The sequence below is a fragment of the Niallia sp. 03133 genome, from assembly GCF_052663225.1.
The window spans coordinates 55,494-69,989 of sequence record NZ_JBQTCY010000015.1 but is presented as its reverse complement, the minus strand read 5'-3'; the positions used below and the strand labels follow the sequence as shown (position 1 = coordinate 69,989).

The following is a 14,496-nucleotide window of genomic DNA, read 5'->3' as shown; positions in this document are numbered from 1 at the left end:
CCATCTTTTTGCTTTTAATGTGCTAAAAAGCAGAGGATGAAGATGTGACAAACCGCCTCTGTTGGCGTTTCCCATTATTTATCCTACTCTTAACGGGCAGTAAGACCCCCACCTCAAGGTACTGAGGAATCAAAGAAGCTAGGTGGGGGATAACTGCCCGTAAAGGTCCGATAAGTTCAACTAACAATCAGTGGGGATGAAGAAAACCCCCACTGATGAAAAAGGTTCACTTTATACAACCTCTTCGTACACAGGTTCAGCATTTTTTAGCTTTTCGACTTTTTCTTCTATACTGTTTTTAGCATTAATATAAATTCTGTACGTATCTTCCCCTAGCGTTCCAATAAATTCGTAGCAAAGCACTTCTTCATTTAAATCATTGATAATAATGGCTAAACCGTCATCCATTATTTTTACTTGTTTATTTATTTTTTTCTGTGCGTCTGCTTTTGAAATAACAGGATCGGCAATTTTTCTTTGTTTATGGGATTTCAAATATTCTTCAGCGGCAAAACCAACAATATTTCCATTATCCAAAGCTACTTTCACCTTAATGCTGTCTGGATAAATTTTCACCCCATCTATTTCGGTTACAAAAGAAAAAACACCGATCTTATCATATTGCATGCTTTCAAAAAGCGCTAGATCTTTAAAGTTATTGTCTTTTAAAAACTTCACCGCATTATTACCAGCTTTATTTAGGCTTATTTCTTGTTTATTCACATCTCTTGAAAGAATATACCAAATTGGATATCCGCCTTTTTTGGTAATGTCCATGCTTGCTTCAAGTTTTGTATCTTTATCCAGTACATTAACACTATAAAATCCATAATTGGAACCTTTTCCATTTTCTGTTACTTTTACGTCGGTGCCCCCTTTAAAATTCGCATATTTTTTTGCTGTTTTAATCGCTTCTTCCTTTGTAATAGTGCTTCCTTCCAAGCTTTGAAAATTCTCATCTTTTTTCTCCATATTTACATAGGTTGGTCCAAAGGAGGTTTCTTCATAACCTTCTACTTTTTGCTCTACTGTCTTTAAACCGTCGACAATGGTATTATCTTTTGTCTCATTGCCTGTTGCTAATGCCATTTCGACATCCATCCAGCGCAAATTATTTTTGATGACAGAATGTTGAACATTGCGCAGTTCATTTTGAATTTCTTCCGCTTGGCCATACAATTTTTTTAATGAATCATATTCTTTATCGGAAAGCGGCTCTTTATTCAAATCCCTCACAGCAGTTCGATAACTGAAATCCCCGATTTTTGCCAGAAATTCCTCTGTTTTATTAAATGGCAATAAAGTAAGAGGCAATTGCCCCACATCACTATGAGCCTCCGATGTAATTCTCCACACATCTGCCAATGCAGGAGATAATGATTGTTGTGAATTCATTGCCAAAGTGCTTCCTATTTGATCATGCAATAAATCGACTTGATATGTTAAATCATGAAATGCCCTTTGATAATTGTTTTCCGCATTCATTAAAATAGCATTTTTTTCTTTATGCTCTTGATAGCCCCAAAATCCAGCACCTGCAACTCCTATTGCTAATACTGCAATTAATATTCCTCTTAGCAATTTTCTCACCTCTTTATTTACAAAAGATATGTTTGCCTATTTGTTTGATTTGTGGTCTTGTCCAAATCCAAGCACTTGTAGCTGTATCTGGATTAAAATAATACAAGGCATTGCCTGTAGGATCCCATCCATTTATCGCATCCAGTACTGCTTCTTTCGCTTTTTCATTCGGTGCTAGCCAAATTTGTCCATCAGCTACTGCCGTAAAAGCTCCAGGTTCAAATATTACCCCAGATGCGGTATTAGGGAAAGACGCACTGTTAATACGATTCAAAATAACTGCTGCAACCGCAACCTGTCCTGTATATGGTTCTCCACGTGATTCCCCGTAAACAGCATTGGCCATTAATTGAATATCATTTTGTGAAAAACCATTCGGAACATTTGCTGCTGTCGGTTTATTTTGCGTTTTACTTTCACCAGATTGCGCTGTACTCTTGTTTAGTTTTGAAGTGGTTCCTTTTGGTTCAGTTCCACCGCCATTATTACTAGTTGATTTTTTTGAGGGAGGAGATTTTTGTTTATTCAAATCCACCCCGCCATAATGGGAAAACTTTTTTCCTTTGTTGATCTGCTGTTTGACATAATTTTCATTGTATTGAGATGCATCCGCAAGCTTTAACTTTGTTTTCCAGCCTGCCATTCCATCGATTGGCAAACCAAATTCATATTGAAAGTTTCGTAATGCCCAATATGTCTGCCATCCAAAAACTCCATCAATTTTCCCATTATAAAAACCTATATACTGTAGCCGCGACTGAAGTTCGATAACATCATCGCCGACTGCACCATGTTGAATGACTTGATTCGAAAAGGCATATGCCTTTTCTCCAATCGTCAATGGCACTATTGTTAAGCTGAGAGAAAAAATGATGGTCATTTTTGCGAGTAATAATTTTTTTTTCACGACTGTTACCCCCAGAAATAAATACTATTAACATTAACTCTATTTTTTGTAGCAACTGGATTTTTATACAAAAAAAATACAGAGTGAACCAGTCTCACTCTGTTTTCTATTCTTATTCTATTGGCTGCGACCTAAAAAAAGACAGCATCCTTAAGGGATGACGCCTTTCCACTCATTTTTTCAAACAAAATAATAACCTGCAACTGGTAATTTATACCCGGTTACTTTTAATGCTGCAGTTTCTTCTATCAAAAGCTAATTTGCATTAACATATTTCTGATAATGTTCCCTGCTTAACTCCCTTGCCAGCCTTACTTTCCGCAAACCAGTCCACCATAAAAAAAACATAAACGGTGTTATAATCAACAGCCAGTTTTTTTCCAGTGTTAAAATATAGTCATATATGCCATGGAGCAAAAAAGGGAAAAACAACGAATAAAAGACCCATTTTCCGCGAGGCATGGTGAATTTTCCTTTGCCTAAATAATACCCCATTATTACACCAAATAAAGCATGACTTGATACCGGCAAAATTGCCCTTCCTAAAGCGTGCTCTACTCCATTCGCAATTAAATATAAAATATTCTCGACTGTAGCAAATCCTAATGAAACGGAAGCACCATAAATAATGCCATCATATGGTTCATCAAATTCCACATGCTGATATGCTGTATAAAATAAAATAAACCATTTAAAGAACTCTTCTAATAAACTAGTGGAAAATAAGGAGCTCCATATCCCATCAGGCAAAATCATTTCTACGTGTAAAACATATTGAATAAACATAATGGGAAAAACGAGCAGCGCACCAGAAATAAATGTTCTAAACACAAGGGTAATGGGTTCAGAATCATATTGATCTTTTAAATAAAAATAACTTAATAAAGCCAAGCCAGGAGCGATCCCAGCAGAAATAATCGCCAACATTTTTCCGACCTCATTCCCCTTTTTTATCAACCTTTATTTACGGCTTAAAATAGCCTCTGCTATTTGCCCTCCGTGAAAACGGCCATTTTCTATAAAAATTTCATTTGCATTATTGCCTGCTGCTAATACTCCAGCAATAAATATCCCTTCCACATTTGTTTCCATCGTGTCTGAATCAAATACAGGCCTGCCTGTAGATTCCTCAATTTCCACGCCCATTTTTTTTAAAAATTGATGATCCGGATGATAGCCTGTCATTGCAAAGACGAAATCATTTTTTATTTCAAATGTTTCTCCTGACTTTTGATAACGCAAAGCCTTCTCTTTAATTTCTACTACATTCGCATTAAATTCCATTTTAATAATGCCATTTCGGACTAACGACTCAAATTCAGGAAGAATCCATGGCTTGATGCTGGATGAATATTCATTTCCTCTATATATAACAGTTACTCTTGCTCCCGCTTTCACAAGTTCAATGGCAGCATCAACACTTGAGTTTTTTCCGCCTACTACTACAACATCATGATCAAAATAAGGATGAGCTTCTTTGAAATAGTGCATCACCTTTGGAAGCTCTTCTCCAGGGATATTCATATAGTTTGGATGATCATAATAGCCAGTTGCTACGACAAGATATGGGGTTATGTATTCATTTTTTGTGCTTTTTACAAAAAATTCGTTAGTAGATGTTTTTTCTACTTCTAATACTTTTTCATACGCATTGATACGAAGATTCTTTCTTTTCACTACTTCTCGATAGTATACTAAAGCCTGGTTGCGATTAGGCTTATATTGTTCTGTTAAAAACGGAACCTCTCCAATTTCTAATTTTTCACTTGTGCTAAAAAATGTCTGGTGGGTAGGATACCCATGAATGGCATTAACAATATTTCCTTTTTCAATGACAACCGGATTTAAATTAGATTCTTTTAATGCAATAGCTGCAGCCAATCCACACGGTCCTCCGCCAATAATGATGGCATTTTCTTTTATCATATGATTTCACTCCTTACAAAAGTCATTCATCCCAAATAGATGAAGACAACCATTGAATTCCATTTCAATATGCTGTAGAGAATCGCCTGCATTTCTAATTGTTCGCTGCGAAATACAATATTTTTAAACATACTAAAGTTACGGAACTTAGTCCTTTTTTATAATTAGATAAGATTACATTTTGTTTTTGTGGTAAGTGTTTTTTTTAAGGAAAAAATCTCCTACAAATAGCATAGGAGATTTTCCGAAAATATACAATAGATAAAAGGCGATTTATATCCAGCCTCTAAATCTAGATGCTTCCGCCATTTTTCTGACACCCACCATATAGGCAGCCAACCTCATGTCCACTCTTCTTATTTGAGCCGTTTCATAAATATTATGAAATGCTTTGCTCATGACTTTTTCCAATCTTTCTTCCACTTCTTCTTCTGTCCAATAGAAGCCTTGATTATTCTGCACCCATTCAAAATAAGATACTGTGACACCACCAGCAGAAGCCAGGACATCCGGCACTAATAATATGCCTTTTTCGGAAAGAATTCGCGTCGCTTCAATAGTTGTTGGGCCATTTGCCGCTTCCACCACAATGCTTGCTTTAATATTATCAGCATTTTGTTCGGTTATTTGATTTTCAATGGCTGCTGGCACTAATATGTCGCAATCTAGTTCCAAAAGCTCTTTATTGGTAATCGTTTTATTAAATAAGTTTGTTACTGTCCCGAAACTGTCTCTTCTGTCTAATAAATAGTCAATATCCAATCCATTTGGGTCATGCAATGCTCCGTATGCATCTGATATTCCGATGATTTTTGCTCCTGCATCATGCATAAATTTAGCAAGAAAACTACCTGCATTTCCAAACCCCTGCACAACAACACGTGCTCCTTCAATCGTAATGCCCTTTCGTTTGGCTGCTTCTCTAATGCATATAGTAACACCTTTTGCTGTAGCTGTTTCTCTCCCATGCGAGCCACCTAAAACTAGCGGTTTTCCAGTAATAAAGCCCGGGGAATTAAATTCATCAATTCTGCTGTACTCGTCCATCATCCACGCCATTATTTGAGAATTTGTAAACACATCCGGTGCGGGAATATCCTTTGTCGGACCAACAATTTGACTAATAGCACGCACATATCCACGGCTGAGACGTTCTAATTCACGAAAGGACATATCACGTGGGTCACAAACAATACCACCTTTACCACCACCATATGGGAGATCAACAATGCCGCATTTTAGGCTCATCCATATCGATAATGCTTTTACTTCTGTTTCCGTTACTTGAGGATGAAAACGAATTCCACCCTTTGTTGGACCAACAGCATCATTATGCTGAGCCCGGTAGCCAGTAAAAATTTTTACACTTCCGTCATCCATTCTTACAGGAATCTTAACAGTCATCATCCGAACAGGCTCTTTTAATAATTCATACACTTCATCAGAATATCCTAATTTATTTAATGCTTTATGAATTATAGTTTGTGTTGATTTTAACACATCATGCTGCTCATCCATTTGTTTTTTCTCGTTAGATTTTTTGGCTACCATTATAAATCCTCCTAAAAAACTAAAAAATAAATAATTTTCAAGTATACTCTTCATAAAATGAGAGCAGGTCCATTGCAAAAAATGTCCATTTTTTTGTATTTACTAGTAGTTTTTTGTTATATAAATAAGATTTTGTTTCAGTCTTTTAACCATTTTCAAAATTAGTATACACGTTTCCATTCTTATTGCAAGAGAACTATTTTTATTAAATCTTTTTCTTTGTTACTATTATTAATATGGATAGATGTTTATTCCTGATTAACCAATCTTTCTATAGTATATTCCGCAAAGATACTCTTTGTCCTTCATCTCCCTGTAGTTTTTATGTAAAATTAATTGTTTCATTATATTCCTTTTTTAAAGGAATAAATCATGCTTTTATTTTAACATTTTTAAGGTGTTTTACCAACGAACTTCTTCTATTTATAGCCTTTATCTGATTTCATTTTCAGCACAAAAAGATAAAGCTGTTTCCTACTTATTCCCCTTTCTGCATATGCCAATCTAAAACTAGCATTATAGGTGAAAAAGTATTGGAATTAACTTTATCTTTTTCTATCTATTTTTGTACTTTATCTGGGGAATATATTTCTTTTACTAACGAAATGGAAAGTTCAATGAAAATAGGTCGTGATCGTTTCAATCGCTTTCTGTTCGCATATTGTTTTTCCATATTCTTGAATCAAATAAATGCTGGTTAAGCAGCATTCTCCATATTCTCCTAACAATGCAACCATTTGTTCCTCTCTTTTTGCGATTATATCCGCAAAACACAAATAGTAGCTGCGTTCTTTAGCATAAAGACTTCCGCCTTTAAACCCAACATGCTCCAGCTGTTTGCACACTTGTATAACAGCCTCTAAATCCTTAAATGCAAATAATATGTCGACAGTTTCTTCCACTGTAACCTGCATTTCCAAAAAACCTTCGTTTAACAGCTCTTCATCATCATCTTCTTGTTCGGTCATCGTTAAAATCATGACCATACCTTGTGCTTTTAACGAAAAAATTTCCACTGCAACAGAACCGTTTATTTCTAAACCGAACAGATCATTAGCCTCTTCTAGCATTTCATGAAAAAAATACTGCCATTTAATCGAGTCTTTCCATATATCTTCTTTTGTTAAGCCGCGTTCATATAAGTCATCAAAAGTCAGATGTATTTTTATTCTGTTATAATTTAACCTCTCTAAGCGCATGACATTGCCTCCTGCTCCTTGAAAAAACTCTTACTGTAGTTTATGAAGCAGACAGAAAAGGGTGATTAGTATCAACATCTAAACGAGCGGAAATATTTCATTGATCTAATGTGTTTTTAATTTTTATCATATGTGTTTCTGATCTTGCTCCAAGACGCAGCGGTAAAGTGGTTGTACCATATCCATTGCTGACCAATATCGTTGTATTGCCAACAACTTTTGTTTTTCCAATTTTATATGGTCCAAATCCAAAAATTCTGATTTGGCCGCCATGTGTATGCCCACTTAATATAAAGGAGATATTATCCTCCTTTTTTATATCCTGAATCACTTTTGGGTTATGGCTTAATAAAATTTTAAAGGTTTCCTCTTTTGTTTTGATAAGAGCTTTTTCTAAATCATCTAATTCCTGCGCATGATCTCCAATTCCAATTAAAGACCATTTTTCTCCTTGTTTCGATTGAAAGGTTATCGCTGTATTTTCTAACACATGCACTTGATGTTCATTCATTATTTTTTTTAATGAGTCCAAATCCGCTTCATAGTCATTATTTCCCCAAATAAAATAAATGTCGCCAATTTTTTTCAGTTTTTGAATATTTTCTGCCACTTGCTGCATGGAGACTCCTCTTTCCAATAAATCTCCTCCGATAATGACGATATCAGCAACACCTATTACTTCTTCTATAATGGCATCTGAAATAACTCTTTTATGAATATCAGAAATGAAAAACAGTGAGATTTCTTTAAAAGAACGGGGAAAATCAGGAAAAAAGAGCATTTCATATTTTACATTGTCTTCATGTGCTTCTTTATACATTTTTATCAATATCCATATGCCGATCATGAAGAACAGCACTAGTAGAATAAAGATTTTCATTTTATTCTCCCTTTCGCTTTCTAATTTGTTTATCCCACTCTTAACGCGTAGTAAGACCCCCACCTCAAGATGCCGAGAAATCGAGGAATCTAGGTGTTGAAACTCGCCCGTAAAGGTCCGATAAGTGCAACTAACCATCAGTGGGGGATGAGGCAAAACCCCCACTGATGGAAGTTTACTTTATCCAATGCTTTCCCTGCTCATTAGGAAGATTTGCTGTTTCTTTAAAAGTAAAGCATGAAATAGAAATATTTTCATATTATTTAAAGATTATACCATTTTAAAGGAGGACCTATTTATGAGTTCATTTTATAAACAATACCAACCTTTTATAGGACCAAATGATCCTTGCCATCCAATTAAAACGAAAACTTACTCGACTCCGCCTAATCTGTATATGGGATTCCAGCCACCAAATCTGGAGCAATTTTCCCCAATGGAAGCCTTAAAAGCAGGAACCTTATGGAAGGCATTTTATGATCCTTATTATAGTCCTTATGAAAAAAGAGAAGGAGATTTCGCTTTATGAAACAGCTCACACCAGAGTATTATCAATTATTAGAACAATTACAGGCAGTAGATTTTGTACTTGTTGAATTAACCTTATACTTAGACACCCATCATCATGATGAGGATGCCATCCATCAATTTAACCATTATGTAAAAGAAAGAGAAAAATTTAAAAAGCTATACGAAAGTAGATACGGTCCTTTGCTTCAATATGGAAACAGTTATTCTGGGTCACCATGGGATTGGGATTCGGCTCCATGGCCATGGCAAGTGTAGAGAAAAGCGCAAGCTCCCGTTAGCGAGGTACATTAGTCCCTTGGCGACTTAAAAAGAAAACTATTAAACTTTTAAACCATTTATGCCTTCTTCCCTGTTTAGAAAGGAGATAAAGCAGTATGTGGCTATATGAAAAGAAATTACAATACCCTGTTAAAGTCAGTACCTGTAATCCCAGGTTAGCTAAATTCCTTATTGAACAATATGGTGGTGCTGATGGAGAGTTGGCTGCAGCACTAAGATATATAAATCAGCGCTACTCTATTCCAGATCGTGTTATTGGATTATTAACAGACATTGGAACAGAAGAATTTGCTCACCTTGAGATGATCGCAACAATGATTTATAAACTAACAAAAGATGCAACACCCGACCAATTAAAAGCAGCTGGACTTGGCGACCATTACGCAAATCATGATCATGCCTTATTTTATCATGATGCTGCCGGAAATCCTTGGACTGCTACCTATATTGCTGCAAAAGGTGATCCTATTGCTGATCTGTACGAAGACATTGCCGCAGAAGAAAAGGCAAGAGCAACGTATCAATGGATTATTAATATGAGCGATGATCCTGATTTAAATGACAGCCTCCGTTTTTTGCGAGAAAGAGAAATCATCCATTCACAGCGTTTTCGAGAAGCAGTTGAACTATTAAAAGACGAAAAAGACCGAAAAAAAATATTTTAATCAAAAAAGAGAGAGACAGCATCATACCTTGTATCATGACAATGCTTCTCTCTTCATTTCGATTCATGAAATAAATTTATGTCATAAAGCTTTTTCATCATGTCAAAAACTTTATGACGATTTTTCCATTCTTCTTCTTTTTTCCATAGATCCTTGCTTTTATCGATAATCTCACAACGCAATGCATGAAATTCTTTTTCTGCTTTATCTTTTTTTTGTTTTAATACATTCATAAATCCAAATGAACCAATAATAATTGCCATCGCATACAAATTATTCTTTTCTTGTATAAATACAGAAAACATAACAGCAAATGAGTGGGCATACGGAACAGCAATTTGTTTATACAACCAGTACGTATAAATAAATGTTAGAAAAATCGTCAACCACATAATAAATAAATGTCGTTTTGTTAATAAATCAAATTTCCACTTCTTCTCAACCAATTTTTGCAGCATTGTTTTTGTAGCTTCATCTGTATAATCGTCCAACTTTTGGATAGAAGTTTCCATCTCTTGATCATTCCTCTCCCTTATTACCTTTTTATACTGATTTAAAAACGCTTTATAAAAAGATATGAAAAGAATGGACAAGTTAGAATACTATTTTTTATTCAGCAAGCACAGACATAGTACTGAGGTAGTATTCATAAAGCATCTATCTTTAAGGTAGTGGTATTTTTAATGTTTGACCTAATTGTATTTCGTTTCCCTGCAAATTATTTGCTGCTCTAATTTTCTCAATGCCATCATCTGAATGATAGTAGTTCATGGCAATTCGATACAACGTTTCTCCCTTTGCCACTTTATGATAAACAACTTTACCTTCTGTAGTTTCATTCGGTACAGGAGAAGTAGTAGTTTTATTATTAGTTGAAGTCTCTTCATCTTTCATATTTTCGGAGAAAGCACCAGAATCATCTTTTGTACCTTGTACTTTTTTTATGTTTTTGGCGTCAGTTGTTGAATTATATACTGGCGTTTTTTGCTCTGTTTGTACTGTTTTGCTTTCTCCTTGGTCTGTTTGTTTTTCTATTTGTTCTTTTTTTTCTTCATTGGCATTTTTGTTTACAGTTTCATTGGCAGGAACTTCTGTTGGCTTTTCTTCGTTCTTCTTTTCTTCTTGTTCTGATGTTTGCTCTTTTTTGTCATCTGCTGAAATCTCTTCACTGTCATTATTTTGTTGTATATCCACTTGTTCAAACTGTTTAGAGGATGAATCAGCAGGAATGATGGATGAAAAACCTCTTTCAGATAAAGCTTTATTAATAAATAAAACGCTTATTGGCAATAAAATAAAAATAATAACTAATAAAGTTATAAGCGGTGTTTTAAATTTTTTCTTTTTTCTTTTCTTATGATGTACACTTCTTCTTGGAGGATATTTTATCCCCTCACTTGTTGTCTCTTCTTTTTCTTCTTTTAGTTTAATTGTTTTATCCACCCGAGGGATTCTCTTTTTTTGCATATCTGCCTGGACTCTATAAGGATCTTCTTTTGTCATAACATCCCTTCCCTCACTTTATTCATTTGTCTATTTCCCCTTCTAGCAAGTTTTTTTATTTTTATTATACAAGTAAAGAAACAGTGGTCTGCACACACCATCTTAATCCTATTTTGAATCTGTATTTTCATTATTAGATGGTGGAGACTCACTCATCCTTCCTACAAGCGTTTTGTATCCAAATAATTTATATCGAATAATAATCCCTAACAGAAAATCAATGACAAAATGCATCACGATCGTTACCCAAAGGTTATCTGTTATTTTAAATAAATACCCAATTAGCAGGCTTAAAACAATTATATTCGCAAATAAGAAACGATTATATAAATAACGGAAATGAATCAGCGCAAAAATAAAGCTGCTGATAAACAAACCTAGATTGGTCTGCAAGATCCCTCTAAACAAGATTTCTTCACTAAAAGCAACCATTGCTGCAATTACCGCTATATGAAATGGATTTCTTTTTGCAAATAGTCGGTGATTTACGCCTCCATCATCCTGATACTTTTCAGGTAAAATATTCATTAATAAAATATCTATTAGGACAACGGCAATACCAGCTGCCAAACCAATGTAAAAATAATGGATCTCCACCTTAAATAACAAAATAAGCAATGAATTGGATTTAAAAACAAGCATACTTAAAAGAATAGATCCAATCCATAAAAAGATTTGTGTTAAATATAAATGTTTGACTAATTCTTTATCTGACAACTGACTGATCATTTGATCATACTTTTCTTTATTCATTTGACAACTCACTTTTCAAAAGAATTCCAGCTAGCATCTTCTTCCAATCCTGTATAGAAGGCTGATCCGAGTAAAACACTTGCTCCTCATAAAAATCGGATACCTCCAGCCCGCAATTATCACAGCATTTGTTTATATAGGATGGATTTTTCTCTTCTGCAAAATAAGTAGTTATCATTGATCTTCTGCACTGATCCGTATTAATCCAGCATAAAAAATCTGTTATATTTTGTTTCTTTTTTTGCCACCGTCTACTTCGATGTTCATTAAAATCATCCAGCTTCTTTACTAGCTGTCTGATATCGTTTTTTTCCTCATGGATGAATGCTTTTAATACTCTCCACTGCGTTTCAGAAAAATGATAATCCAACCATGCTTTTTCTGCTTTCTCCCAATCTTCATACTTTTTATAGGATGTCAGGGATAATTCGAACTGCTTTATTTGCAATTCAGACGGCATTTCCATCTCAGCCATTTGATAGGCTAAAAATTCATCTCCCGGAGCAAATAACAAGATAGCAGCACTTTGCTGTTGATCTCTCCCTGCACGGCCAATCTCCTGCAGGTAGGATTCAAATTGTGAAGACATATGATAATGAATTACATACCGTATATTCTCCTTATTAATCCCCATACCAAAAGCGCTTGTTGCGCAAATAATATCCAACTGTCCTGCAAGAAACTGCTGCTGAATAAGGATTCTATCTTCCTGAGTCATTCCTCCATGATAACCTGTACACTTTTTATTACATTTTCCGCGAAGATATTCTGCTGTTTGTTCCGCGATTTTTTTACTTGAAAAATAGATGATTCCTGGTCCATGTAAATTTTCTGCCAAGTGAACTAATCTGTCCATTTTTCTCTTAGAAGTGGATATTTTCTCCACACACAGGGCAATATTCGGACGATCAACGGAATAAACCACTTCATTTATCGTTTCTAAAAAAAGTGATTCTTTAATATCTTTTCTAATTTCTTCTGTAGCAGTTGCTGTCAGCGCTAAAGTAACAGGATCGCCTAATTCCTTTCTGACGAGTCCTAATTTTTGGTATTCCGGTCGAAAATCATATCCCCATTGAGAGATGCAATGCGCTTCATCAATGACAAATAAGCTTATGTTTAATGTTTTTAACACCGATAACACATGATGATTTCTTGCCATTTCTGGTGAAATAAATAAAAATTTATATTTTTTAATATTCTTCAGTACATCGTTTTTTTCGAACGGCGACAAAAACGAATTTAACGCAACTACCCTTTTTTCCCCATTCATTTTCATTTGTTCTACTTGATCTTGCATTAATGATAAAAGGGGAGAAATAACAATTACGATACCATCCATCAATAGACCAGGCAATTGGTAGCATAAAGACTTTCCTGTGCCAGTAGGCAGCATAGCAAGTGTATGTTTTTTATTTAAAATAGATTCAATCACATCTTTTTGTCCAGACCGAAAAGCATTAAAATGATATAATTGTTGTAATTTTTTTTCTAAATTCACGATTTGTCACCTAATTTCGCCAAAACAATCCGTATCTCAAAATAACTTATATTCGATAATTTTTCTTTCAGCTGCTTTAAAGACTTGGAAGATGTCCGTTTTATACACGCTTCAATTTGCTTTGCTTTCTTCTCTTCCACAAAATGATGAATAGAAGCTGTTGGTATATTTAATATTATTTCTACAATATGATCTTCAATAGTACTCCTTTTTAGTTGGCGGGCAGCAATAATTTCTTCTATAGAATACCCCAATTGAAGATATTCGTATGTTTTAGCTGTTGATCTGGTCAATCCCAAAAATTGATTGCTTGTCTGAATCATTCTCTTTAAAATAGGAAATTTTTTCTCTCTTTCTAAAACTCGTCCGATCATAAAATGAAGAATTGATAAAAAATACACAAGAAAATAATCATGGTCTACTTTTAGTAGTTCTGCAGCCTGGTGGGAAGTCAAACCAATATAATCGACTCCCGTCAATCGTATAATTAAGTATTCTGGCTGAATATCATGTTCATCCAAACAATCAACTATTTCGCTATATAGATTTTCACTTAACTCATTTCGCGGAATTTTTAATAAATAAAGAGTTTCCTTCAGCCAATTCTGGACATTTCGATCTCTTTGTACAGGCAAATATCGGCCTTTATTTACAGCAAGATGGGAAGCTACTTGAACAAATAACGACAGTCGTTCCCAAAAAACAGTTGTAACTTGATGATAGCTCCATCCTTTCAAATACTTCGGAATTGGCTCCATCTGAAGCAACTTTTCCACTTGATATTTTTTATCTTTATTTACAGCATAATGCTGATCATTTATTTGATCCAACCATCCGTTATCAGCCAATTGAACGACAATCTTTTCAAAGTTACATCGTGTTAATTCAGGAAAAGATTGAAACAATGCTGTCAATTGAAAAAGATGAATATCTTGTATGGTTTGTGATGACTTTTTGCCATTTAACAAGTGTAAAATGGCATAAATGGTTCGTTCTCCTTTTATTCTTTGAAAACAGTGCAATATGACGATCTCAATAAAGGACATTTACTCATCTCCTTTAATGCGGGCAATGACTAATTTTGTAGAAATTTGTTAAGATATTTATCTATATTCTAACATGAAAACCTGTTTTTATTTCCTATTAAAGCAAGGAAAATTAAAGAAAATTACTTTACCATATAAAAGAAGTAATTATTTTTTGTTGAAAAGTTACAGATT

General features: G+C 34.6%; 15 protein-coding genes. 3 read left to right on the top strand and 12 right to left on the bottom strand.

Going from position 1 to position 14,496, the window contains the following annotated elements; all coding sequences use genetic code 11:
• Positions 1-231: 231 nt before the first annotated feature.
• From ypeB to ACTYBU_RS19035, 7 genes are all read right to left on the bottom strand, one after another.
• Positions 232-1,581 (bottom strand): germination protein YpeB, encoded by a 1,350-nt coding sequence (ypeB, locus tag ACTYBU_RS19065; RefSeq protein WP_445492286.1) that lies wholly within the window; start codon positions 1,579-1,581, stop codon positions 232-234.
• Between the two features lie 13 nt (positions 1,582-1,594).
• Complete coding sequence (gene sleB / locus ACTYBU_RS19060; protein ID WP_445492284.1) at positions 1,595-2,461, bottom strand: spore cortex-lytic enzyme; 867 nt, start codon at positions 2,459-2,461, stop codon at positions 1,595-1,597.
• Between the two features lie 282 nt (positions 2,462-2,743).
• Positions 2,744-3,415, bottom strand: coding sequence for a glutamic-type intramembrane protease PrsW (gene prsW, locus ACTYBU_RS19055; RefSeq protein WP_445492169.1), 672 nt, complete (start codon positions 3,413-3,415; stop codon positions 2,744-2,746).
• A gap of 33 nt (positions 3,416-3,448) precedes the next feature.
• Positions 3,449-4,414 (bottom strand): YpdA family putative bacillithiol disulfide reductase, encoded by a 966-nt coding sequence (locus tag ACTYBU_RS19050; RefSeq protein ID WP_445492167.1) that lies wholly within the window; start codon positions 4,412-4,414, stop codon positions 3,449-3,451.
• A 273-nt stretch (positions 4,415-4,687) separates the two neighbouring features.
• A complete protein-coding gene (locus ACTYBU_RS19045) occupies positions 4,688-5,965 on the bottom strand; it encodes a Glu/Leu/Phe/Val family dehydrogenase (protein ID WP_445492165.1) in 1,278 nt (425 codons plus the stop codon).
• A 614-nt stretch (positions 5,966-6,579) separates the two neighbouring features.
• Positions 6,580-7,164: a genetic competence negative regulator gene (locus ACTYBU_RS19040; protein ID WP_445492163.1), complete on the bottom strand. Its 585-nt coding sequence runs from the start codon at positions 7,162-7,164 to the stop codon at positions 6,580-6,582.
• A 97-nt stretch (positions 7,165-7,261) separates the two neighbouring features.
• The gene (locus ACTYBU_RS19035; protein WP_445492162.1) at positions 7,262-8,044 is read right to left on the bottom strand and encodes a metallophosphoesterase; all 783 of its coding nucleotides are present in this window, start codon (positions 8,042-8,044) and stop codon (positions 7,262-7,264) included.
• Positions 8,045-8,342: 298 nt separating this feature from the next.
• Between ACTYBU_RS19035 and ACTYBU_RS19030 the strand changes: the two genes are divergently transcribed.
• The 3 genes from ACTYBU_RS19030 to ACTYBU_RS19020 all read left to right on the top strand — a co-directional run bounded on the left by ACTYBU_RS19030 (position 8,343) and on the right by ACTYBU_RS19020 (position 9,519).
• Entirely contained in the window at positions 8,343-8,573 is a 231-nt protein-coding gene (locus tag ACTYBU_RS19030) for a spore coat associated protein CotJA (protein ID WP_445492161.1), read from the top strand.
• Positions 8,570-8,830: a spore coat protein CotJB gene (locus ACTYBU_RS19025; RefSeq protein ID WP_445492159.1), complete on the top strand. Its 261-nt coding sequence runs from the start codon at positions 8,570-8,572 to the stop codon at positions 8,828-8,830. Before ACTYBU_RS19030 ends, ACTYBU_RS19025 begins: the two co-directional genes overlap by 4 nt.
• Positions 8,831-8,949: 119 nt before the next feature.
• Positions 8,950-9,519 carry a manganese catalase family protein gene (locus tag ACTYBU_RS19020; protein WP_445492158.1) on the top strand — a complete coding sequence of 190 codons (570 nt, stop codon included), beginning with the start codon at positions 8,950-8,952 and terminating at the stop codon, positions 9,517-9,519.
• 53 nt (positions 9,520-9,572) lie between these two features.
• Here ACTYBU_RS19020 and ACTYBU_RS19015 read toward each other — a convergent pair whose 3' ends face one another.
• The 5 genes from ACTYBU_RS19015 to ACTYBU_RS18995 all read right to left on the bottom strand — a co-directional run bounded on the left by ACTYBU_RS19015 (position 9,573) and on the right by ACTYBU_RS18995 (position 14,322).
• Positions 9,573-10,031 carry a YpbF family protein gene (locus ACTYBU_RS19015; protein WP_445492156.1) on the bottom strand — a complete coding sequence of 153 codons (459 nt, stop codon included), beginning with the start codon at positions 10,029-10,031 and terminating at the stop codon, positions 9,573-9,575.
• 151 nt (positions 10,032-10,182) lie between these two features.
• Entirely contained in the window at positions 10,183-11,022 is an 840-nt protein-coding gene (locus ACTYBU_RS19010) for a LysM peptidoglycan-binding domain-containing protein (RefSeq protein ID WP_445492155.1), read from the bottom strand.
• 108 nt (positions 11,023-11,130) lie between these two features.
• Positions 11,131-11,787, bottom strand: coding sequence for a lysostaphin resistance A-like protein (locus tag ACTYBU_RS19005; RefSeq protein WP_445492153.1), 657 nt, complete (start codon positions 11,785-11,787; stop codon positions 11,131-11,133).
• A complete protein-coding gene (locus ACTYBU_RS19000) occupies positions 11,768-13,276 on the bottom strand; it encodes a RecQ family ATP-dependent DNA helicase (protein WP_445492152.1) in 1,509 nt (502 codons plus the stop codon). The genes ACTYBU_RS19005 and ACTYBU_RS19000 overlap by 20 nt, the downstream gene beginning before the upstream one ends.
• Complete coding sequence (locus tag ACTYBU_RS18995; RefSeq protein ID WP_445492150.1) at positions 13,273-14,322, bottom strand: helix-turn-helix domain-containing protein; 1,050 nt, start codon at positions 14,320-14,322, stop codon at positions 13,273-13,275. The genes ACTYBU_RS19000 and ACTYBU_RS18995 overlap by 4 nt, the downstream gene beginning before the upstream one ends.
• Positions 14,323-14,496: the final 174 nt, after the last annotated feature.

What these genes read in the sequence shown, in the direction of transcription:
- sleB (WP_445492284.1), bottom strand. Translation starts at nt 2,461, where the DNA reads ATGACCATCATTTTTTCTCTCAGCTTAACAATAGTGCCATTGACGATT.
- prsW (WP_445492169.1), bottom strand. Translation starts at nt 3,415, where the DNA reads ATGTTGGCGATTATTTCTGCTGGGATCGCTCCTGGCTTGGCTTTATTA.
- ACTYBU_RS19050 (WP_445492167.1), bottom strand. Translation starts at nt 4,414, where the DNA reads ATGATAAAAGAAAATGCCATCATTATTGGCGGAGGACCGTGTGGATTG.
- ACTYBU_RS19045 (WP_445492165.1), bottom strand. Translation starts at nt 5,965, where the DNA reads ATGGTAGCCAAAAAATCTAACGAGAAAAAACAAATGGATGAGCAGCAT.
- ACTYBU_RS19040 (WP_445492163.1), bottom strand. Translation starts at nt 7,164, where the DNA reads ATGCGCTTAGAGAGGTTAAATTATAACAGAATAAAAATACATCTGACT.
- ACTYBU_RS19035 (WP_445492162.1), bottom strand. Translation starts at nt 8,044, where the DNA reads ATGAAAATCTTTATTCTACTAGTGCTGTTCTTCATGATCGGCATATGG.
- ACTYBU_RS19030 (WP_445492161.1), top strand. Translation starts at nt 8,343, where the DNA reads ATGAGTTCATTTTATAAACAATACCAACCTTTTATAGGACCAAATGAT.
- ACTYBU_RS19025 (WP_445492159.1), top strand. Translation starts at nt 8,570, where the DNA reads ATGAAACAGCTCACACCAGAGTATTATCAATTATTAGAACAATTACAG.
- ACTYBU_RS19020 (WP_445492158.1), top strand. Translation starts at nt 8,950, where the DNA reads ATGTGGCTATATGAAAAGAAATTACAATACCCTGTTAAAGTCAGTACC.
- ACTYBU_RS19015 (WP_445492156.1), bottom strand. Translation starts at nt 10,031, where the DNA reads ATGGAAACTTCTATCCAAAAGTTGGACGATTATACAGATGAAGCTACA.
- ACTYBU_RS19010 (WP_445492155.1), bottom strand. Translation starts at nt 11,022, where the DNA reads ATGACAAAAGAAGATCCTTATAGAGTCCAGGCAGATATGCAAAAAAAG.
- ACTYBU_RS18995 (WP_445492150.1), bottom strand. Translation starts at nt 14,322, where the DNA reads ATGTCCTTTATTGAGATCGTCATATTGCACTGTTTTCAAAGAATAAAA.